General features: G+C 67.8%; 20 protein-coding genes and 1 pseudogene. 8 read left to right on the forward strand and 13 right to left on the reverse strand.

The genetic code is table 11. The features are described from left to right. The first annotated feature begins 62 nt into the window (after positions 1–62). Positions 63–1,442, forward strand: coding sequence for an NADP-dependent succinic semialdehyde dehydrogenase (locus BST10_RS04740; protein WP_083036651.1), 1,380 nt, complete (start codon positions 63–65; stop codon positions 1,440–1,442). 15 nt (positions 1,443–1,457) lie between these two features. Here BST10_RS04740 and BST10_RS04745 read toward each other — a convergent pair whose 3' ends face one another. The 4 genes from BST10_RS04745 to BST10_RS04760 form a co-directional block, all read right to left on the reverse strand. Then, positions 1,458–2,399, reverse strand: coding sequence for a R2-like ligand-binding oxidase (locus BST10_RS04745; RefSeq protein ID WP_083036653.1), 942 nt, complete (start codon positions 2,397–2,399; stop codon positions 1,458–1,460). After that, positions 2,396–3,079 (reverse strand): TetR/AcrR family transcriptional regulator, encoded by a 684-nt coding sequence (locus BST10_RS04750; RefSeq protein WP_013827158.1) that lies wholly within the window; start codon positions 3,077–3,079, stop codon positions 2,396–2,398. The genes BST10_RS04745 and BST10_RS04750 overlap by 4 nt, the downstream gene beginning before the upstream one ends. A gap of 91 nt (positions 3,080–3,170) precedes the next feature. Further along, positions 3,171–3,773, reverse strand: a complete 603-nt coding sequence (gene wrbA, locus BST10_RS04755) for an NAD(P)H:quinone oxidoreductase (RefSeq protein ID WP_083036655.1) — start codon at positions 3,771–3,773, stop codon at positions 3,171–3,173. 224 nt (positions 3,774–3,997) lie between these two features. Further along, positions 3,998–5,095, reverse strand: a complete 1,098-nt coding sequence (locus tag BST10_RS04760) for an LLM class flavin-dependent oxidoreductase (protein WP_083036656.1) — start codon at positions 5,093–5,095, stop codon at positions 3,998–4,000. A 152-nt stretch (positions 5,096–5,247) separates the two neighbouring features. Here BST10_RS04760 and BST10_RS04765 point away from each other — a divergent pair, with 152 nt between their 5' ends. Further along, the gene (locus BST10_RS04765) at positions 5,248–5,706 is read left to right on the forward strand and encodes a MarR family winged helix-turn-helix transcriptional regulator (RefSeq protein ID WP_083036657.1); all 459 of its coding nucleotides are present in this window, start codon (positions 5,248–5,250) and stop codon (positions 5,704–5,706) included. Positions 5,707–5,760: 54 nt separating this feature from the next. Next, positions 5,761–6,738 carry a phosphotriesterase family protein gene (locus BST10_RS04770; protein ID WP_083036658.1) on the forward strand — a complete coding sequence of 326 codons (978 nt, stop codon included), beginning with the start codon at positions 5,761–5,763 and terminating at the stop codon, positions 6,736–6,738. Between the two features lie 14 nt (positions 6,739–6,752). Here the strand turns inward: BST10_RS04770 and BST10_RS04775 are convergent, their stop codons facing one another. After that, on the reverse strand, positions 6,753–7,328 hold the full coding sequence (locus BST10_RS04775; RefSeq protein WP_083036659.1) for a TetR/AcrR family transcriptional regulator: 576 nt from the start codon (positions 7,326–7,328) through the stop codon (positions 6,753–6,755). Between the two features lie 95 nt (positions 7,329–7,423). Here BST10_RS04775 and BST10_RS24125 point away from each other — a divergent pair. Next, positions 7,424–8,752, forward strand: a pseudogene (locus BST10_RS24125) (oxygenase MpaB family protein). A 46-nt stretch (positions 8,753–8,798) separates the two neighbouring features. On the opposite strand, the gene BST10_RS04785 reads toward BST10_RS24125, so the two are convergent. After that, positions 8,799–9,392: a TetR/AcrR family transcriptional regulator gene (locus BST10_RS04785; RefSeq protein ID WP_013827151.1), complete on the reverse strand. Its 594-nt coding sequence runs from the start codon at positions 9,390–9,392 to the stop codon at positions 8,799–8,801. 153 nt (positions 9,393–9,545) lie between these two features. Here BST10_RS04785 and BST10_RS04790 point away from each other — a divergent pair, with 153 nt between their 5' ends. Continuing rightward, positions 9,546–10,874 (forward strand): oxygenase MpaB family protein, encoded by a 1,329-nt coding sequence (locus tag BST10_RS04790; protein WP_013827150.1) that lies wholly within the window; start codon positions 9,546–9,548, stop codon positions 10,872–10,874. Between the two features lie 25 nt (positions 10,875–10,899). Here the strand turns inward: BST10_RS04790 and BST10_RS04795 are convergent, their stop codons facing one another. Continuing rightward, positions 10,900–12,024 (reverse strand): acyltransferase family protein, encoded by a 1,125-nt coding sequence (locus BST10_RS04795; protein ID WP_232062670.1) that lies wholly within the window; start codon positions 12,022–12,024, stop codon positions 10,900–10,902. A gap of 156 nt (positions 12,025–12,180) precedes the next feature. Between BST10_RS04795 and pgfA the strand changes: the two genes are divergently transcribed. Next, complete coding sequence (gene pgfA, locus BST10_RS04800) at positions 12,181–13,449, forward strand: cell envelope lipid trafficking protein PgfA (RefSeq protein WP_163762399.1); 1,269 nt, start codon at positions 12,181–12,183, stop codon at positions 13,447–13,449. A gap of 7 nt (positions 13,450–13,456) precedes the next feature. Continuing rightward, positions 13,457–15,175 carry an MmpA family trehalose lipid delivery protein gene (locus tag BST10_RS04805; protein WP_083036661.1) on the forward strand — a complete coding sequence of 573 codons (1,719 nt, stop codon included), beginning with the start codon at positions 13,457–13,459 and terminating at the stop codon, positions 15,173–15,175. 14 nt (positions 15,176–15,189) lie between these two features. Here the strand turns inward: BST10_RS04805 and BST10_RS04810 are convergent, their stop codons facing one another. From BST10_RS04810 to BST10_RS04825, 4 genes are read right to left on the reverse strand one after another with little or no spacing between them, the layout of a single operon-like run. Continuing rightward, positions 15,190–15,468 carry a cytochrome C oxidase subunit IV family protein gene (locus BST10_RS04810; RefSeq protein WP_083036662.1) on the reverse strand — a complete coding sequence of 93 codons (279 nt, stop codon included), beginning with the start codon at positions 15,466–15,468 and terminating at the stop codon, positions 15,190–15,192. Between the two features lie 6 nt (positions 15,469–15,474). Then, a complete protein-coding gene (locus tag BST10_RS04815) occupies positions 15,475–16,086 on the reverse strand; it encodes a cytochrome c oxidase subunit 3 (RefSeq protein ID WP_083036663.1) in 612 nt (203 codons plus the stop codon). Beyond that, positions 16,083–16,874, reverse strand: a complete 792-nt coding sequence (locus BST10_RS04820; RefSeq protein WP_083036664.1) for a hypothetical protein — start codon at positions 16,872–16,874, stop codon at positions 16,083–16,085. The genes BST10_RS04815 and BST10_RS04820 overlap by 4 nt, the downstream gene beginning before the upstream one ends. Beyond that, positions 16,871–17,593 carry a hypothetical protein gene (locus tag BST10_RS04825; RefSeq protein ID WP_083036665.1) on the reverse strand — a complete coding sequence of 241 codons (723 nt, stop codon included), beginning with the start codon at positions 17,591–17,593 and terminating at the stop codon, positions 16,871–16,873. Before BST10_RS04825 ends, BST10_RS04820 begins: the two co-directional genes overlap by 4 nt. A 158-nt stretch (positions 17,594–17,751) precedes the next feature. On the opposite strand from BST10_RS04825, the gene BST10_RS04830 reads away from it, so the two are divergent. After that, positions 17,752–18,369: a TetR/AcrR family transcriptional regulator gene (locus BST10_RS04830; protein WP_083036666.1), complete on the forward strand. Its 618-nt coding sequence runs from the start codon at positions 17,752–17,754 to the stop codon at positions 18,367–18,369. On the opposite strand, the gene BST10_RS04835 is transcribed toward BST10_RS04830, so the two are convergent. Together BST10_RS04835 and BST10_RS04840 are read right to left on the reverse strand one after the other, a co-directional pair. Continuing rightward, positions 18,366–18,791, reverse strand: coding sequence for a thiol-disulfide oxidoreductase DCC family protein (locus tag BST10_RS04835; RefSeq protein ID WP_083036667.1), 426 nt, complete (start codon positions 18,789–18,791; stop codon positions 18,366–18,368). The genes BST10_RS04830 and BST10_RS04835 overlap by 4 nt on opposite strands. Positions 18,792–18,814: 23 nt before the next feature. After that, positions 18,815–19,969: a glycosyltransferase family 4 protein gene (locus BST10_RS04840; RefSeq protein ID WP_083036668.1), complete on the reverse strand. Its 1,155-nt coding sequence runs from the start codon at positions 19,967–19,969 to the stop codon at positions 18,815–18,817. Between the last annotated feature and the right edge of the window lie 28 nt (positions 19,970–19,997).

Below are 19,997 nucleotides of genomic sequence, written 5' to 3' on the forward strand. Positions count from 1 at the left end.
GGTTCGATGGTGGCAGGCTGGACCTACACACCCCACGACGCAGCGCCCCGAAGGAGACTCGCGTGCCCGCAATTGCCACCACCAACCCGGCAACCGGCGAGACGGTCAAGACGTTCACCGCGGCCACTGAAACGCAGATCGAAGCCGCGATCGCCCGCGCGGCGGCCCGCTTCGCCGACTACCGTCGCACCGATTTCGCCCAGCGCGCCCGCTGGACGCATGCGGCCGCCGACCTGCTGGAGGCTGAAGCCGACGACGTCGCCGCGATGATGACGCTGGAGATGGGCAAGACGTTGACCTCGGCCAAGGCCGAAGCACTCAAATGCGTCAAGGGCTTCCGGTTCTACGCCGACCACAGCGAAGCCCTGCTGGCCGATGAGCCCGCCCCTGACGCCTCGGCGGTCAACGCGTCCAAGGCGTTCGCGCGCTACCAGCCGCTCGGGGTGGTGCTGGCCGTGATGCCGTGGAACTTCCCGCTCTGGCAAGCGGTGCGGTTCGCCGCGCCGGCCCTGATGGCCGGCAACGTCGGTCTGCTCAAGCACGCCTCCAATGTGCCGCAGACCGCGCTGTACCTGGAAGAACTGTTGTCGCGCGCCGGTTTTCCCGACGGCTGTTTCCAGACCCTGCTGATCGGATCGGGCGCCGTGGAGCGGGTGCTGCGCGACCCGCGGGTGGCGGCGGCGACGCTGACCGGCAGCGAACCGGCCGGACGGTCGGTTGCGGCCATCGCCGGCGACGAGGTGAAACACACGGTGCTGGAGCTGGGCGGCAGCGACCCGTTCATCGTGATGCCGTCTGCCGACGTGGACGCCGCGGTGACGACCGCGGTCAAGGCCCGGGTACAGAACAACGGCCAATCCTGTATCGCGGCAAAGCGATTCATCGTCCACACCGACGTCTACGACGACTTCGTCACCGAGTTCACCGCCCAGATGTCGGCGCTGCGGGTCGGCGATCCGACCGACCCGGACACCGACGTCGGACCGCTGGCCACCGAACAGGGCCGCGACGAGGTGGAACAGCAGGTGGACACCGCGGCGGCGGCCGGCGCGGTGATCCAGTGCGGCGGGAAGCGGCTCGACCGCCCGGGCTGGTTCTACCCGCCGACCGTGATCACCGACATCACCCGTGACATGGCCCTGTTCACCGAGGAGGTGTTCGGCCCGGTGGCCTCGGTGTACCGCGTCGCCGACATCGACGAGGCGATCGAGATCGCCAATGCCACCACCTTCGGGCTGGGATCGAACGCCTGGACCCGCGACGACGCCGAGATCAGCCGGTTCGCCGACGAGATCGAGGCCGGCCAGGTCTTCATCAACGGCATGACGGTGTCCTACCCGGAGTTGCCGTTCGGCGGCATCAAGCGGTCGGGGTACGGCCGGGAACTGTCCGGCCACGGCATTCGGGAGTTCTGCAACCTCAAAACGGTGTGGGTGGCCTGACCCGGGCCGGCCGTCTCAGGCGGAGACCGCCAGCATCTTGCGGTCTTCGTCGGCGAAGGTGTCCTCCAGCTGTACCGGCGAATAGTCCAGGTCGATCTCGCCGACCGGGCGGCCGCGGGCGCTGCTGATGGTGCCGAACCGGCGCATCCCCTTGTCCATCGAGTACTGCAGCAGTTCGTCGGAGGACAGTCCGAACGGGACGTCCTCACCGTAGATCTCACTGCCCTCCGCGTTGTAGCTCACCAACAGCGGCAGGAGTTCGTTCATCCGTGTTTCGAACACCTCCCAGTTGGCGTCGTCGGCGGCGACGTGCCGCCGGCACGTGAAGGTGCCCCACGCCATGTGCCGTCGCTCGTCGTTGGCGATGTGCCCGATGAGGGCCTGCATGCCCGGAAGTACGCCGCGCTGCACGCAGATCTTGTGCCAGGCGTAGTAACCGGTCAGCGCCAGCGTGCCCTCGACGAAGTGGTTGTAGGTCACCGCCGCACGTACCTGGCTCGCCGGAGACGGATCGACCGACAGGCCGGCCAACGATTCCGGCAACTCCTCGTTGAATATCCGCCGGTAGGACGGGAGCGCGTCGAGGTAGCCGTGCAGGTCGTCGGTTATCCCCACCGCGTCCAGCCACATTCGGAACACCTGGGTGTGCTTGGCCTCCTCGTACGCGAACTGGGTCAGGTACATCTCGTCGCCGAGTCGGCCTTCGGCGCGCATCGCCGCCATGAACGGCTGGATGTCCTGGGTGACCGACTCCTCGCCGGCGATGAACTGCGCACACAGCCGGACGGCGTAATCGCGTTCCCGGTCGGTGAGCGATTCCCAGTCGTCCCGGTCGCGGGAGAAGTCGATGTCGGCGGGATTCCAGAATTTCGCGTTCCCGCCGGCGAACAGCTTGAGCGGCAGGCTGTCCCAGTTCAGCCCGCCGGCGGCCAATGAGTCGTAGTGGGTGCGGGTCATGGAACTGCCTCCTCGGATTGGTGGCGATGGCGAGTTCTCTCGCCGCCGAATGCCGCGGCCAGCACGGCGACCAGCCGGCGGATCGCCAGGGCCGGTTGTTCCGGAGTGTGCTCGTCGAGTCCGAGGACGGGGTCGATGCCGCGGAGGTAAGGGGCCAGCGCCAGGTGCGGGACGATCAGCAGCAGCAGCGACAGCAGCGCACCGGTGTCGGCGTCGGCACGCAGGTCCCCTCGAGCCTGCGCGTCGTCGACCAGCGGGCGCAGCACCTCCAGATAGTGACGGTGGACGACGGTCCGCACGCTGATCCGGGCGTCGGTGTCGATCTCCATGCTGGCCGCGGCGTGCAGCGCCCGCTCCCGCGGGTGGTCGGCGAAGTAGGCGACCCAGACGTCGAGCATGTCGGTGAGGAATTCGAAGAACGGCCGGCTGGGGTCGAGGTCGACGATCCGTCGCTCCATGTAGGAGCGCACTCGCTGGCCGGCGGTGTCGGCGACGAACGCGTACAGGTCTGCCTTGTCGGCGAAGTACTGGAACAAGCTGCCCTTGGCGACCTCGGCGCGCCGAGCGATGACGTTGAGGCTGCCGTGTGAGAAGCCGCGCGCGCTGAACTCCGCCTCAGCGGCCTCCAGCACGGCGGCCCGGCGCGCCGGGTCGACCCGTCCCCACGTCACCGTCGGCATCGGACCACCTCACTGGAATGACCACTGGTCATCGTAATGTGAGGTGCGTCACTCTTCAAGGGTCAGTTGTGCGCCGGGCCTGGCGCCGGGGTCATGCCCCGGCGATCTTCGCGGCGACGCCCACTACCCGGGTGGCCAGGTGATCGAGCGCGGCCAGGGTCGCCTCGTTCAGCTCGTTCTTGTTCTCCGGGCCGGTGATGTGGCCGACCCCGTAGGGGTTGCCGTCGGCGAACTTGACCGGGTCGGTGTAGCCCGGCGGCACCAGGATGCCGCCGAAATGCATCAGCGTGACGTACAGGTTCAGCAGCGTGGACTCCTGCCCACCGTGCGTGGTCTGGCTCGAGGTGAAGCCGGCGTAGACCTTGTCGGCCAGCTCCCCCTTGGCCCACAGCCCGCCCAGGCCGTCGATGAAGGTACGGAATTGCGCTGCGGGGGATCCGAATCGGGTGGGCGAGCCGAAGATGACGGCGTCCGCCCAGACGATGTCGTCGCCGGTCGCTGCCGGCAGGTCCTTGGTCGCCTCGTAGTTGGCGCTCCAGGCCGGGTTCTGCGCGAAGGTGGCCGGCTCGCGTGTCTCCGCGACGTGCCGCAGCCGCACCTCCGCGCCGGCGGCCTCGCCGGCCCGGGCCACCCGCTGGGCCATCGCGGTGCCGTGACCGGTGGCCGAGTAGTAGATAACCGCCAACTTCGTCATTCTCGTTCTCTCCTTCTCATTCGGCGCCTGCAAGCAAGCGTGTCATCTCATCGATGTCGGCGCTGACCGGTTCGCCGGGAGCGCGCAGTTCCAGCAGCCGAGTGAAGTCCTTGGCCGCCTTGGAGATCCGTTCGGATAGTCCGTGCGCGCCGTCTCGACGAGCCGGTCGGCCAACAGCCGGGTCGACGACGGCTCGCGCAGTCCCCCGCTGATCACCGCCAGCTTCATGACGCGCTGCCGATCTCGGGCGCGGCCGCGGCCTCGACCAGCGACTGGTGCGTCGGAGCGCCGGGAACATGGGTGGGCCGGCCGATCGCGAACTCCTTGCGCAGCACCGGGACGACGTGCTCACCGAGCAGATCGAGCTGCTGCAGCACCGTCTTGAGCGGCAGGCCCGCGTGGTCGATCAGGAACAGTTGGCGTTGATAGTCGCCGACGTAATCCCGGAACCCCAGGGTCTTGTCGATCACCTGTTGCGGTGAGCCGACCGTCAGCGGGGTCTGGGCGCTGAACTCCTCCAGGCTGGGGCCGTGGCCGTAGACCGGCGCGTTGTCGAAGTAGGGCCGGAACTCATCGACGGCGTCCTGACTGTTCGGTCGCATGAACACCTGGCCGCCCAGACCGACGATCGCCTGATCGGCACTGCCGTGGCCGTAATGCTCGAACCGCTGCCGGTACAACTGCACCATCGCCTTGGTGTGCGACGGCGGCCAGAAGATGTGGTTGGCGAAGAACCCGTCGCCGTAATACGCCGCCAGTTCGGCGATCTCGGGGCTGCGGATCGAGCCGTGCCAGACGAACGGGGGTACCCCGTCGAGCGGTCGCGGTGCCAGGCTGAACCCGTGCAACGGGGCGCGGTACTCGCCGCTGAAATCGACGACCTCCTCGCGCCACAGCCGGCGCAGCAGCCGGTAGTTCTCCACGGTGAGCGGCAGGGCGGCCCGGATGTCCTTGCCGAACCACGGGTAGACCGGGCCGGTATTGCCGCGGCCCAGCATCAGGTCCACCCGGCCGTCGGCCAGGTGCTGCAACACGCTGTAGTCCTCGGCGATCTTTACCGGGTCGTTGGTGGTGATCAAGGTGGTCGCGGTGGTCAGCTGGATCCGTTCGGTCTGCGCTGCGATGTAACCCAGCAGGGTCGTCGGCGACGACGGCACGAACGGTGGGTTGTGGTGCTCCCCGGTGGCGAAGACATCCAGGCCTACTTCCTCGGCCTTCTTGGCGATCGTCACCGTCGCCTTGATGCGCTCCGCCTCGGTCGGCGTGCGGCCCGTGGTCGGGTCGGTGGTGACGTCGCCGACGGTGAAGATGCCGAATTGCATGCCGGACACGGCGGCCCTCCTCCCTGGTTGCTGGTTACTGTACATGATCGTTGACAACGCAACTATCTATTGGGCCATTCCCGGCCTTGATTCCAGGTAAAGCGAGGTGTCCGGCGTGGACAGTTATATCGACCGAAACTATATTGTGAGGCATGGGTACCGAGTGGCTGAGCGTGGAAGAGCACCGGATGTGGCGCGCCTACCTCGACAGCACCCGATTGCTGCTACGGGCCCTGGACCGGCAACTGGCCACCGACTCCGGCATCACGCTGTCCGACTTCGAGGCCCTCGCGCTGCTCTCGGAGGCCCCAGAGCACCGCATGCGGATGAACGAGTTGGCCGACATCACCGTGACGACCCGTAGCGGGGTCACCCGCGCGGTCAAGCGGCTGACCGAGGCCGGTTGGGTGCGACAGGTCAAATGCGACGAGGACAAGCGGGGGCTGTACGCCGAGCTGACCGAGTCGGGGCACGACAAGCTGCGGCAGGCGGCGCCCGGCCACGTGAACGCGGTGCGCACCAACCTGTTCGATCTGCTCAGCCCACGCCAGGTGGAGCTGTTCGCCCACTCCTACACCCAGATCCGGGACAACTTACTGGCCGACCCGTAAAACATTCTCGGCGAAGACCACCGATGGCCCCCGCGGGCTCCATACGATCAGGCCATGTCGCAATGCCACACCGTGCGCGGACCGATCGACACCGCCGATCTCGGCGTCACCTTGATGCACGAGCACGTGTTCATCATGACCACCGAAATCGCCCAGAACTACCCGGACGCCTGGGGCGACGAGGACGCCCGGGTCACCGACGCGATCACCCGGCTGGGCGCGTTGAAGGCCGCCGGAGTCGACACCATCGTCGACCTGACCGTGATCGGCCTGGGTCGCTACATCCCCCGCATCGCGCGGGTCGCCGCCGGCACTGACTTGAACATCGTGGTGGCCACCGGCGTCTACACCTACAACGACGTACCGTTCTTCTTCCACTACCGGGGGCCCGGCACCATGCTCGACGGCCCGGAGATCATGGCCGACATGTTCGTCCGCGACATCGAGTCGGGCATCGCCGACACCGGGGTCAAGGCCGCAATCCTCAAGTGCGCCACCGATGAACCCGGCGTCACCCCCGGAGTCGAGCGAGTGCTGCGCGCGGTCGCCCAGGCCCACCGCCGTACCGGGGCGCCGATCTCGACCCACACCCACGCCGGCCTGCGACGCGGCCTCGAGCAGCAGCGCATCTTTGAGGACGAGGGTGTCGACCTGTCCCGGGTGGTGATAGGTCACTCCGGGGACTCAACCGATCTGGGCTACCTGGAAGAACTGATCGCAGCCGGTTCGTATCTGGGCATGGACCGGTTCGGCATCGACCTGATCCTGCCGTTCGAGGACCGGGTCAACACCGTGGCAGCGCTGTGCGAACGGGGCCATGCCGACAAGATGGTGCTCTCGCATGACGCCAACTGCTATTTCGATGCGCTGCCCAACGAACTGAGTTCGGTGGCCGCCCCCAACTGGCACTACCTGCACATCCACAACGATGTGATCCCGGCGCTGCGGCAACGCGGCGTCACCGACGAGCAGCTGCGCACCATGCTGGTGGATAACCCGCGCAAGATCTTCGAGCACTCCGGCGGCTACTGACGCCGTCCGTAGTCTCACCGCGACGGCGAATCGGCACGTACGGCAAACGACCGGACCAGGGCGTGCAGCCGTTCGTAGGTGGCGGCGTCCGGATCGCTGAGACGCAACTGCAGAAGCTCGCGGGCGGCGGCTTGCACCATGCGCGCGGTGTATTCGGGGTCCGGCAGGTCCGGGTAGACGCGCAGTAGCTCGCCGACCAGATAACCGCGAACCACCGCTTGCGCTCGGGCGAGACGCTCGTGAAGTTCCGGCGGCGCCCCCTGCGGGGGGAACAGAAACAGCCGCCAGGTAGCGGGATGGGCGTCGACAGCTCTGAGCACGCTGTCGAAGCTGCTCACCAGGCCGCCGCCCCCACCGGAGTCCGTCGTTTCAGAGATCACCTCGGCGAACTGGGCACCCGCCCGCGCTGCCTCGCGATCGATCAGCGCGACGAACAAACCAGCGGGGTCACCGAATTGCTGGTAAATCAGCGATCGGTTGATCCCGGCCTCGCCGGCTATCCGGTTCGGGGTGGCGGCGTGAAACCCCTCCGCGTCCACGATCGCGTGGGTCACATCCAGAATCTGGCCGCGTCGGGCCTCGGCTGTCATGCGCCGTCGGAGTTGTCCCGAAGTCATGGTTGACAGCATAACTAACAACCTGTTACTAGTGTACTCACAACTTGTTAGTTATCCGGAGGTCCGCGATGCCCGCCTTTTATCCCGAGCTTGCGCAACGTGTTCGCAGTCAACGCGAGCTGCAGCCCGGCCTCTACGGCGCCATCGACTTCGACGCACAGCCCTACCGCACCACGACCGATCCGGCGGACCGCACCGCGCTGCCGGAGTGGGTCGCCGACCGTGCTCCATACCTTGCCGATGCACGGGCCGTCGAGTTGATCTGCACGGCAACGCTGTTGGGCGATGTGGTGGCGGACCCCTACGCGGCGCTGATGAGCGAATACAGCGTCACAGCGCTGATCGACATGCTCCGACTGGCCTGCCGCGAAGGCATCGACGCCGTGCCGGATGCCCCGCCCGAGCTGGTCGCGTTCATCGCCGATATGGAAGCCACCCCGCCGTGGCTGGACATGGACCTGGTGCGTGAGGGCGCTCGGTATGCCCGCATCCCGGCGGCGCTGGTGGCGCCGTTCGTCACCCGGGGTGCGTTCATCGCGACCTTCGTCAACACCTACGCTGCACTGCCCATGGCACTGACCGGTGCGCTGTCGGGCAAGCGCGCCGCACGTCGGGTCAACGAGACGACCAGCTTCTTCGCGGTCACCACGCTGCCCGGGGCGCTGGAGCGTCACGGCCCCGGCTTCGAAGCCGCAGCGATGGTGCGGCTGATGCACTCGATGGTCCGCTACAACGCACTCAAGCGCTCCGAGAAGTGGGACGTCGGCGTCTACGGAATCCCGACCCCCAGGTCGACCAGATGCCGGCCGGGATGATCAACCTCTACCTGCTGGCCCTTGCCGCCCGCCGGAGAGGCCGCGCCGAATTCACCGCCAGCGAGCGTGCGATCGTCGAGTTCACCCGCTACCGGGCGTTTCTGCTCGGTCTGCCCGAGGAACTGCTGCCGACCACACCCACCGGGGTCATCCACCTCATCCACACCCGCGGGGCGCTGCTTCGTGAGGACTTCGACGACGCCACCTGCGGGGAGATGGTGCGCTCGACCATGGCCGCCTACCTGCGGCCTGTTGACACCCGTTGGGAACGCATGGCCGAAGCCGTGGAGAAGAGCTACAGCAAGGTGGCCTTCCTGAAGGCCTTCTGCAACGGCGACCGTTCCGTCGCCGAAGCCAAGGGTGTATCGGTCGGGCCGGCCGACTATCTGCGGATCGGGGTGACGGCACCCGTTCATTCTCGGGCGCCTGCTGGCGGTACGGCGCGCCAGCCGGATTCCGGCACTGCGCCGGATCACCGATGATTACGTCGTACGGCTTGTGAAACGCCGACTGAAGACCTACGGCAAGCCCGAATTCACCAGCGACGCGCGCGACTACACGCCCGCAGGGCAGCTGGCGTAATGATGTGGCTGTGCTCGCCGGGGCGGCATGAGCTGACTATCGCCGGCTACCAAACCAGCCGGGCGAGGTAAGTCTCGGCGTATTTGCGAACAGCGACGGTGTCGGTGATATCGAGGACCCCCGCCCGGTTGGTGAGCAGGGATCCGACCAGACGCACCAGGATCTCCGCGGTGGCCAGCACGGATTCGTCGGGCATGGTGACTCCGCAGAGGCGCAGCGTCGAGGCGACCAGGTTGCTGACGCGTACGAAAGCCCGTTCACCGTTGGGGGTGTTGAGTCCGATGACGAGTTCCGGCTCGCTCTCGATAACCGCGGTAACGAGGGGGTTCTCGGTGATGCGGCGCATGGCGAGTGTGAAGCATTCGACGATCGCCCCGGCGGCATCCTGCCGCCGGGCAGCCTGGCCGAGCTCGGCGAAGAGGGCCTGGGTGTCGGCCTCCACGAGGTGCTCGAAGAGTGCTTCTTTGGTGGGGAAGTGCCGGTAAAGCGTGCGCCGGCTCACTCCGGCGCGCTGGGCAACGGCATCGATGTTGGCCCGGCGAAACGCGTGCCGGGTGAACTCCACGCGAGCGGCCGCAAGGATGGCGCCCGCGGTACCGGTCATGGGATCGCCGACCTTGACTGATGCCGGACTGGCCATGGCGTTCATCCTGTCATGCTGCGCGGCGAGCTGGGCTGCCGAGGAGAGGTGGGCCGACGGGTCTGTCGGCGGGGCTTCCCACCTGTTATCGTGACACAGTTACATGGATTTGTGCCATCGTGCAGCAGTACTGTCGTTTACCGGAGGTCTTGGATGCCCACGCACTACCCCGAGTTGCACGAGCGGGTCCGCCGTCAAGCCGAGCTGCTGCCCGAGCTCTACGGCGAGCTGGACTTCGACTCCCAGCCCTTCCGCACCACGACCGATCCCGACGAGGTGTCGTCACTGCGCGGCCGCCCCGCCACCCGCGCCAAGCTGCTGGCCGACGAAGCCGCAGTCGAATTGGTCTGCACGGCGACCTGGCTGGGCGACGTGGTGGCCGACTCCTACGCCGCACTGATGGGGCAGTACAGCGTCAGCACCTTGATCAGCATGCTCAAGCTGGCCTGCCGGAAGGGCATCGATGCGGTGCCCGACGCACCGCCGGAGTTGGCCGCGTTCATCGCCGACATGGAAGCCACGCCGGACTGGCTGGACATGGACCTGGTCCGCAAGGGCGCCGAGGACTCCCGAATCCCGATGGCGCTGCTGGCGCCGTTCGTCGTGCGCGGTGCGTTCATCGCGACCTTCCTCAATACCTATGCAGCGTTGCCGATGGCCCTGACCGGTGCCCTGTCCGGCAACCGTGCCGCGCGGCGGGTCAACGAGACGACCAGCTTCTTCGCCGTCACCACCCTGCCCGGCGCCCTGGACCGGTATGGGCCGGGATTCGAGGCGGCGGCCATGGTGCGGCTGATGCACTCGATGGTCCGCTTCAACGCGCTCAAGCGCTCCGACAAATGGGACGTCGGCATCTACGGGCTGCCGATTCCGCAGCTCGATCAGATGCCCGCCGGGATGATCAACCTCTACCTGCTGGCGATGGATGCCCACCGCCAGAAGCGCACGGAGTTCACGCCGAGCGAGCGAGCGGTCGTCGAGTTCAGCCGCTATCGCTGCGTCCTGCTCGGTCTGCCCGAGGAGTTGTTACCGACCACACCGGGCGAGATCCTGCGGCTGTTCAGCGCGCGGTCGGCCTTGCTGCGCGACGACTTCGACGATGCCACCTGCGGGGAATTGGTCCGCTCGACGATGGACGCGTACCTGCGGCAGGATGACACGCTGCGCGAGCGCATCGCCGACGCGGTCGAGAAGAGCTACAGCAAATTCTTCTTCGTCAAGATGTTCAGCGGCGGCAAGCGTGACGTGGCCGCGAAGATGGGTGTCACGCTCAGCGTGGGCGACTTCGCGCGCGTCGCGCTGACCGCTCCGTTCGTCTACGGCCGCGCCCTGGTGGTGCAACGCGCCGCCCGAACCCCCGCCCTGCGCCGACTCACGAACGCTTACGTGCTGCGGCTACTCCAGCGGCGGCTGAGGGCCTACGGCACACCGGAGTTCACCAGCGACGTCGCCGACTACACACCGTCGGGCGCGGCCGCCTGAGTGACGCCGGGCGCCGGTCACGGCCTCAGTGCACTCCGACGGGCTCGGGCTCTTCGGGTGCCACCGGACCGGCTGCCGGCATTGCACCGCGGGCAGCCCGGCGGATCTCCCAACTGCGCAGCATCTCCCGGCACGGTTGTTCCACCAGGGCGTAGCTGACCGCGGCGATCGCGACGGTGAATACCATCGTCAGCGCCAGCACCACCGCCATGTCCCCGGTGAACGCGAATCGGCCGATCACCGGGAACACCATGTCCAGGGCGGCCAGATGCCAGATGAAGATCCCGTAGGACCAGCGGCCCAGCGTGACCATCGGCGCGCTGGCCAGGAAGCGATGCGGTGTGTCGGGACGGTCCAGCACCAGCGGCGCCAGCAGCGCCCAGGCCAGTACACCGCCCATCGCGGTGCGCACGATGAACTGGCCGACGGTGGCCGAGGTCAGCCCTTCGGGGCCGGCCAGCGGCGAGGCGGCCACCAAGAACGCCGCGAGGGTCAAGGCCGCCATCGGCAGTCGCCGGCGGGCCAGCCGGTGCACCCGGGTGACCGGGCTGTGGGCCCACTCGGCCAGCAGCATGCCCGCCCCGAACCAGCAACCGTAGGCCGGCGCCCAGTTCAGCGGGTTCACTCCGTACGGCGTGTGGATCGGTAGAAAGCCCCAGCCGAGGCTGAGCAGCGACACCGCCGCGATCACCGGCACCCGGGCGGGCACCGGCAATCGCCGCGCCGCCAGCGCCAGGAAGGGCAGGGCGATGTAGAAGCTGACCTCCACCGCCAGACTCCACATCTGGGTCAGCCCCGGCGTCAGGGTGAGCGGCACGTAGATCTGCGTCATCGTCAGGTTCGCCAGCCACACGGTCAGGCTGGCGCCGCCGGCGTCGGGCAGCAGCGCCAGGATCACCACCACCGACACCAGGTAGGCCGGCATGATCCGCACGATGCGCGAGCGCAGGTAATGCCCGGTGGGCGGCGTCTGCCGCAGCCCGCGCGCCGCCGCAGCATGCCCGCGCCACAACAAGAACCCGCTCAGCGCGAAGAACACCGCCACGGCCATGTCGAAACGCCCCCACAACCGGCCGGTGATCCCCGACGAGTGCCCGGTCTGGAAGGCCACGTGGGTGATGACCACGCCGATGGCGGCGCAGGCGCGCATCCCCTCGACGGCGGGCAGGAAACTGCGTACGCCGCCCACCTGCTGGTTCAGCCGATCGCGGTCCAAAGCATCAATGGACACACACTAGCTGTTTGAACTTCTGCTGTTAGGGTCAGACAGGTTTAGATGTGGGTCGGAAAGGAAGGGTGCGGCGACGTGAACCGAGCAGTCATGATGCGTATCGCGGCATGCGCAATCATGGGCCTCGGTGCCGCATTGTTGATCGCTGCCCTGCTGCTATCCACCTACACCGCGGGCAAGATCGCCAAGATCCCCCTGGACGTCGACGTCACCCTGATCAGCAACGGCAGTGGCGCCGCGTTGGACCCGGAATCGCTCGGGAGTGAACACGCGGTCGTCGACCAGGAAGTGCCGCTGGTGTCCCAGGAGCAGATCGGCGTCGAGGCGCCCGCCAACGCCGACGTCGTGACCCTGCAGGCCGGCTCCTCGCTGCGGCGCGCGGACCGGCAGAAGGACACCGGCCTGTTGCTGGCGATCGTCGACACCGTGACGGTGGATCGCCGTACCGCCGAGGCGATTTCGGATGACAGCCACCCGGGCGGCTCGGTGCAGCGGCCGCGGAACTTCGACGACGACAGCCCGCCCACCAACATCGCGCTGCCGCACGAGGGGCTGTCCTACCGGTTCCCCTTCGACACCCAGAAGCAGTCCTACCAGTACTTCGATCCGATCGCGCAGCAGGCCTACGAGGCCAACTACGAGGGCGAGGACGACGTCAACGGGCTGACCGTCTACCGGTTCACCCAGAACGTCGGCTACGACCCGGACGGCACGCTGTCCGAGCCGGTGCGCTACCCGTCGCTGTACGGCCACGACGAGGACGGCGAGATCACCGCCCCTGCCCGGATGTGGAACATCGAGGGCGTCGACCCCGACGAGGACATCACCATGACGCGGTATTACGCCGCGCAGAAGACCCTCTGGGTGGACCCGGTCTCGGGCACCATCGTCAAGTCGAAGCTGCACGCCAACCACTACTACGCCCGTGACCCGATGAAGCCGGAGGTGGCGCTGGCCGACTACACCGTCGTCAGCTCCGAGGAGACCATCGAGGCGCAGGTCAACGCCGCCCGCAATGAGCGGGACCGGGTCGCCCTGTGGTCGCGGGTCCTGCCGATCACCTTCACCGCCGCCGGGCTGATCGCGTTGATCGGCGGTGTGCTGGTCGGCTGGTTCAGCCTGCCCGCCGAGGCCGCACTGGACCGGCCGGGCCGCGATGGCTCCGACGGCGGGTTCTTCGGCGGCTTCGCTCCCAAGTCGCCGTCGCCCGGACCCGCTACCGGTGCCGAGGCCGAGACCGAGAAGCTGCCGACGCAGCGTCCCCAGTTGGACCGCCCTGCCACGCCACCGGAGGCCGACCCGCCGACTCGCGGTCAACCGGATCCCACTCCCGACCAGCCCTGAGCCCGCGGTGGTGCGAGCCGGGCGCTGGGTGGCGCCGTGCTATGCACTGGGACTGACGCTGCTGGTGCTGGCGCCGCTGCTGCGGCCGGGCTATCTGCTGTTGCGCGATGCGGTGTCGACGCCGCGGTCGTATCTGACCGGCAGCGCGCTCGGACTGGGCGAGACGGCGCCGCGGGCGGTACCGCAGGACTTCGCGGTGGCGCTGGCTTCGCGGCTGTTCGACGGCGGCACCGTGGTCAAGACGTTGCTGATCGCAGCGCTGTGGCTGGCCGGCTGCGGTGCGGCGCGGCTGGTGGCGACGGTGCTGCCGGACGCCGGACGGCCCGGCCAACTGGTGGCCGTCACCGTCGCGATCTGGAATCCCTATGTCGCCGAACGACTGCTGCAGGGGCATTGGAGCCTGCTGGTCGGCTACGGGTGCCTGCCCTGGGTGGCAGAAGCGATGCTGCGGCTGCGATCCGGTAGCGACGGGCCGCCGCGGCCCACGGGGTTGTTCGGATTGGCGTTCTTTCTGGCACTGGCCGGATTGACCCCGACCGGGCTGCTGCTGGCCGCCGTCGTGGCGCTGGTGTGCGTCGCGGCACCGGGTTCCGGTCCGCCGCGGTGGTGGTGTGCGACCGGCACGGTGGCGATCACCGCGACCGCCGCACTGCCGTGGCTGATGGCCCTGGTGGTGGGCCCGGGATCCGTTCGCGGCGAGCCGGCCGGGGCGGCGGCGTTCGCGGCCCGTGCCGAGCCGGGCCTGGGTACCCTGGGCAGCCTTGCCGGGCTGGCCGGTATCTGGAATGCCGATGCGGTACCCGGCTCCCGGACAACGGTTTTCGCGCTGGTGGCGACGGCGGTACTACTGGGCATGGTGGCACTGGGGGTGCCGACCGTGCGGCAGATCCCCGCCGCGCGGCCGCTGCTGGTGCTGGCGGGCACGGCGGTACTGGTGTTGGCGATGCTGGCAACCGGCCCCGGGTTGGCGGTGCTGGGCTGGGCGGTGGACGTCGCGCCAGGTGCCGGACTGCTGCGCGACGGCCAGAAGTGGGTGGCGCTGGCGGTGCCGGGTTACGTGCTGGCCGCCGCCGGCGCGGTGGTCGGTCTGCGCGACCGATTCCCGCCGCCGCGAGCGGCCCTGGCGTGCTGCGTCGCGCTGATCGTTGTGCTGCCCGACCTGGCCTGGGGTGTGGGCGGCCGGATCTCGCCGGTGCACTACCCGCCCGGTTGGGCGGCGGTGGCGGCGAAGATCAACGCCGATCCGCGCCCGGTCGCCGTGCTGCCGGCCGACACGATGCGGCACTTCGCCTGGGCCGGGCCGGCGCCGGTGCTCGACCCGCTGGGCCGGTGGGTGCGCGCCGAGGTGCTCACCACCGGCGATCTGAGCGTCGGCGGGCAGACCGTGCCCGGTGAGGGCGCCCACGCCCGGGCGGTTCAACAGGCGCTGCTGTCCGGCGCCGAGCCGGTGACGCTCGGCGTGTACGGGGTGGGCTGGGTGGTCGTCGAATCCGGCACTGACGGCGAACTGGGCGCTGCGGCAAAGACACTGTCCCGGTTGCCGGTCGCCTACCGCGATTCCGACTTCACCGTGTACCGGGTCGGCGGCCGTGCTCCGAAGGGCTCCGCCGCCGCGCGCCGAGCCGTGGTGGCCGCCCATCTGGGGTGGCTGGCGATGCTGGTGGTGGGAGCCGCAGGGCTGGCCGCAGCGGGGATCCGGCAGCGGCGGCACCCGAGCCGGGAATGACTGGGTGGCGGGATCTAGGCAGCGGCGAAGTAGAAGCCGAACAGCAGCCCGAACAGCGCCAGCAGCCACCCGTTCGTCGTCAGCTTGAGCCACCTGGGCGCCTGCCCGACCTCCATGAAGTGCCAGATCACCAGCTGCGTCTTGATCGCGGCGATCAGCAGCACGACGACGGTGACCGTGACACTCAGCCGGTGCGCCTCGCCGCCGTCGCGAGCGGTCAGCCACGACGCGATCGTCACTGCCGTCAGTAGCGCCCACACGAAGATCAGCTGGTTACGCCGATACGCGGTCATCGCCGATCACCTCATCAAGTAGAGCAACGCGAACAAGATCAGCCACAGCACGTCGACCATGTGCCAGTAGGTGGCGCCGGTCTCCACGAACGAGATCCGCGGTGCCACCGGTCCGCGCAATCCGCGGATGACGAAGCAGAGAATCACCAATCCCAGCAGCACATGGCACAGGTGCATTCCCGTCATCACGAAGTAGTACATGAAGAACAGGTCGGTGCCCGGTGTCATCCCGGCAGTGATCTCCGGGATGTATTCGCACATCTTGAGCAGGGGGAAAGCCGCCCCGCACGCCAGCGCGGCGCAGAACCACCGGCGAGCCTCGACCGTCCTTCCGACCCGCGCGGCCGAGGTGCCCAGCGCGACGAACAGCGAACTGGTCAGCAACACAACGGTGTTGACGATGCCGATGCTCAGGTTGACCTGTGCCTGGCTCTGCAGGAACACCGCATGGTCTTGGCCGCGGTAGTACATGTAGGACACGAAGTAGGCCGCGAAGATGAACAGGTCACCGATGACGAAGAACCACATGCTGGCTTCACCCGGAAGGTGCCCGCGCGGCCGGACATTTCGCGGCGTCTCGGCGGTGCCGACGCCGAGCCCGACGGCGACCTCGGTCATGCGCCGGCCTCCGCCGGCGACGCTGCGGCTCGCGCGTCGAGCCAGCGGTTCTCGAGTTCTTCGTCGGGTTGGTTCTTGATCGCCCGGAAGATGCACGTGTAGACGATGAACTGCCATGACACGTACAGCGTCATCGCCAGCCAGAACGTCATCAGCCCGTTCCAGGCGAACGGTCCCGACTTGGCGATCCAAACGGGGGCGGCCATGAGCTCGGTGACGTATTGCCAGACGGTGTAGTAGCCCAGCCATTTCGGCAGGATGTTGTTCCGGTCGAGGATGATCGCCAGCCCGAAGGCCATCCACATGATGCAGAAGCATCCCAACGAGCCGATGAAGGCCAGGTAGCCGAAGTCGTAGAGCATCGCCAGGATCGCCGGATCGTAGCCCGGCCGGAACGCGCCGAGCCCGAAACAGAACATCGGGAACAACATGCCGACCATGGCGCCGCACGTCGCCCCCATCATGACGCAGTAGCGAAAAGCCGGACTGACAGACATCCGCTTGATCTGGATGAGGTAGCAGGCGTTCGACACCGGCGCCAAACCGAACACCAACGTCAGTACGGCACAAGCGATCAGCAGGTTGTGCGACTGCATGAACTCGATGATCTGCGGCTGCGGGCTGCTCGGCGATCGGGGCGGCATCATCCAGCTCAGCGGGACGAAGACCAGCCCGAAGAGTGCGAAGAAGACCGGGACGGACCAGAAGGCGATCCACTGGTCGAGCTTGTTGTTCCTACGCGGCGACGGAGATCTCCCGACGACGGGTGCGGCCACGCTCTTGGTCATGCCATGGCCTCGTGGTCGTCACTCTGGCGATTGACGATGCCGAGCAGCACGACGAACATCACGACGAGATAGACGGCGAACACGCTGAGCCGCAGCGTGAACGACACGGCACCGTCCCAGGCCAGCGGCCCGGACTTGTGCAGCAGCGAGAATGCGCTGGGTACCAGCAGCACGGCCGCCGCGACGTTGAAGTGCGCCACCCAGCGGGGAAAGATCGGCTCGGGTCGCGCGTCCAGGTAGATGCTGAGGGCCAGGCAGATGTTCTGCACGATGATCGTGCCGACGGGCGCGATGAAGAAGAACCAGGCCATGTCGTTGAGCAGGCTGATGAGTTGCGGGTCGCGTTCGGGCCGAAACGCTGCCATCGCCCAGCAGTAGTCGGCGAGGATGAACGCCGTGAGGCCGACTCCGACGCAGAGTAGGTAGGCGTAGGTGAAAACACTGCTCGACGTCGCAGTCCGCGATATCTGCACCGCGGTCACCGCGAACAGCGGAACCAGCGAGCAGGCGATGAGATTGCACAAGATGGCCACACCCAGGATGCCGGTGACGTTCTGGGCGAAGAAGGCCGCGACCTGTTCGGGCGTCAGCGCCGGTGACAGCGGCGGGGAGAACACCGGGAACAGCAGATAGGCCAGCGCGAACAACCCGGCCGCCGGCGGCACTGTCCACAACAGGATGCGCTGGCCTCTGGTGTTCATCGCCGTCGCTGCCGTCATCGCCCACCCCTGCCTGGTCTGCCACCACCCGCTCGGTTGCTAGGTCTAACATACTCGCTGACAAATGACAATGAAAAAGCGGCGATCATGTTGCCATTGCCGGGTTCGGTACGCCGTCGACGGCGTTTTTGGGTGACAAGGGTCAGTGACTCGCTCCGCTGCGGCACAATGAGGCCGTGCCAGACAGTGCGACCCAGCGTGAAGCCCAGCGCCGTAGAACACGTGCCCGCGTGCTCGACGCCGCCATCGTGGAGTTTCAGCGGGCCGGCACCAATGCGGCCGACATCAACGCGATCGCCAAAGCCGCCGGGGTGGCACGCAGTACCTTCTACTTCCACTTCCCCACCAAGGAACACGTGCTTCTCGAGCTGATCCGACGCGACGAGATGCGGCTCGCCGATGAACTCGGTCGATTCCTCGACACCCGACGGGACCTCGCGGCGGTGCTGAAGACGATCGTCGAATTGGTCTTGGCTCTCGAAAGCCGTTGGGGCTCAGCATTGTTCCGCGATGTGATCGGCTTGTACTTCTCGCCCAACCGGCCCGAACGCGAGCAATGGATCAATCACCCGATCTTCGTGCTGCTGGCTGCCGAGATCGAGCGCTCCCGGCTTCGCGGCGATCTGTATGACGACGTCGACGCCTACCACAGTGCGGCGTTCTTCCTGCTCGGCGTGTATGCCCTGCTCACCACCGTCGGAGAGTCCCAGGACGAACGCGACGTGGCACTGCGGAAGTTCGTGACCAGCACGCTGCGCAGCTTGAGACGCGGCTAGGCCTCCAGGAACCGGGCCCGTACCTCGGCAGCCGGTACCGGGCAGCTGTCGTGCCTGCCGGCGAGCCGGTAGCGGACGGCGGCGAAGCGATCGTAGAGCCGGTCGCGCAACGCCGCCGGGATGAGTCGCGCCGCGAGCAGCATCCGGAACGGCCCGCCCAGATAACTCACCACTCGCAGGGCCGCCGACGAGCGGATGCTGACGCGCTCGTCGGGCCGGCCCGGGTTCTCGACGAACACCATCGAGTCGATGTCGCGCAGTTCGGGATGGCGCTGCGTCACCGCCCGGGCGAAGTCACTGTCCAGCGCGGCGAACCGCAGTGTGCCGTGCCGGTCGAACCGAAGGATGGCCTGGACCGCTCGATTGCAGACTCCGCAGACGCCGTCATAGAGCAGCACGGGAGCTGCGTCGATGTCGGTCATGGGCACCCCTCCGGCTCTGCTGGCTAGACCACGCCGCTGACGTAGCGGCGCTCACAGACCGCCTCAAGCACCTCGCGCAGCCCGTCAGCGCTTTGCTGCCACGAGAATTCGGCGCTGCGGTCCTGCGCCTTGCCGCCGAGCTGTTCGCGAAGCACCGCATCGGCCAACAGCCGATGGAGCTGCTCGACGAGCTCGTCGCGGTCGTCGACCAGCAGCCCGGTCACGCCGTCGACGATCGAATCGGACAGCCCGCCGGCGGCCCGGTAGCCGATCGTGGGCACCCCGTGTTGGCCCGCCTCGATGACGGCCAGCCCCCAGCCCTCCTTGCGGGACGGCAGCACATGCACCCAAGCCCGTTGCACCAGCTGGTGTTTGGTGGTCTCGTCGACATGGCCGTGGAACGTCACCGCATCGCTGATGCCCAACGCTGCGGCATGCTGCACCAACCGGTCGCCCCACCAACCGCCGCCGATAACGTCGAGGTGCAGACCCGGCACCCTGCTGCGCAATGCCGCCACAGCGTCCAGGGCGTCCTCGATCTGCTTGTGCGGCACCAGCCGCGACAACACCACCACCCGCGGCGCTTCGGCCCGGGGCGCGGACAGCGTCGGCGCCGGAGCCTCGTCGAGACCGTTGCGCACCACCGCGATGCGTTCGGCGCCCACACCCAGCTCGATCAGATCGCGCGCCGAGGGCAGCGACACCGTCAGGTACTGGTTGCGCCGGTTCAGCCACGGCGACAGCCTCGACTCCACCAGCCAGCCGATCCGGCTCAGCACCGGGCCGGCCACCGGCCACTGCTCGCGGTGGCAGTGGTGCACCAGCATCGCCACCCGCCGGCCGTAGATCAGCCGAGCCAGGAACGGCAGGCCGTTCTGGGTGTCGATCACCACGTCCGGCCGGACCCGCCGCAGCGGCCCGAGTCCGATCCGCGCCGCGGCCATCACCGCCAGCGCCCACAGATACACGGTGTAGGGACCGCCGCGCCGACTGACCCGCACCCCGTCGATGACCTCATGTTCGGGTGAACCCGGATAGCGGGCGGTACGCAGCGTGACCGTGATCCCGGCGCCGGCCAACTCCGCGCCGATGCGCTGCAGGTAGGTCTCGCTGCCCCCGCCCTGCGGGTGCCCGGTATCACGCCAGCACAGCAGCAGGACGGAGCGCACGGCGGACACAGGACTACAGGGTAGTCCCGCAGGCTGG

Origin of the sequence: Mycolicibacter algericus DSM 45454 (assembly GCF_002086455.1) — a bacterium.
GTDB lineage: Bacteria > Actinomycetota > Actinomycetes > Mycobacteriales > Mycobacteriaceae > Mycobacterium > Mycobacterium algericum.

Coding starts and splice junctions, on each gene's coding strand:
- BST10_RS04745 (WP_083036653.1), bottom strand. CDS start 2,399: ATGACCCGCACCCACTACGACTCATTGGCCGCCGGCGGGCTGAACTGG.
- BST10_RS04750 (WP_013827158.1), bottom strand. CDS start 3,079: ATGCCGACGGTGACGTGGGGACGGGTCGACCCGGCGCGCCGGGCCGCC.
- wrbA (WP_083036655.1), bottom strand. CDS start 3,773: ATGACGAAGTTGGCGGTTATCTACTACTCGGCCACCGGTCACGGCACC.
- BST10_RS04760 (WP_083036656.1), bottom strand. CDS start 5,095: ATGCAATTCGGCATCTTCACCGTCGGCGACGTCACCACCGACCCGACC.
- BST10_RS04765 (WP_083036657.1), top strand. CDS start 5,248: ATGGGTACCGAGTGGCTGAGCGTGGAAGAGCACCGGATGTGGCGCGCC.
- BST10_RS04770 (WP_083036658.1), top strand. CDS start 5,761: ATGTCGCAATGCCACACCGTGCGCGGACCGATCGACACCGCCGATCTC.
- BST10_RS04775 (WP_083036659.1), bottom strand. CDS start 7,328: ATGACAGCCGAGGCCCGACGCGGCCAGATTCTGGATGTGACCCACGCG.
- BST10_RS04785 (WP_013827151.1), bottom strand. CDS start 9,392: ATGGCCAGTCCGGCATCAGTCAAGGTCGGCGATCCCATGACCGGTACC.
- BST10_RS04790 (WP_013827150.1), top strand. CDS start 9,546: ATGCCCACGCACTACCCCGAGTTGCACGAGCGGGTCCGCCGTCAAGCC.
- BST10_RS04795 (WP_232062670.1), bottom strand. CDS start 12,024: ATGCGCGCCTGCGCCGCCATCGGCGTGGTCATCACCCACGTGGCCTTC.
- BST10_RS04810 (WP_083036662.1), bottom strand. CDS start 15,468: ATGACCGCGTATCGGCGTAACCAGCTGATCTTCGTGTGGGCGCTACTG.
- BST10_RS04815 (WP_083036663.1), bottom strand. CDS start 16,086: ATGACCGAGGTCGCCGTCGGGCTCGGCGTCGGCACCGCCGAGACGCCG.
- BST10_RS04820 (WP_083036664.1), bottom strand. CDS start 16,874: ATGACCAAGAGCGTGGCCGCACCCGTCGTCGGGAGATCTCCGTCGCCG.
- BST10_RS04825 (WP_083036665.1), bottom strand. CDS start 17,593: ATGACGGCAGCGACGGCGATGAACACCAGAGGCCAGCGCATCCTGTTG.
- BST10_RS04835 (WP_083036667.1), bottom strand. CDS start 18,791: ATGACCGACATCGACGCAGCTCCCGTGCTGCTCTATGACGGCGTCTGC.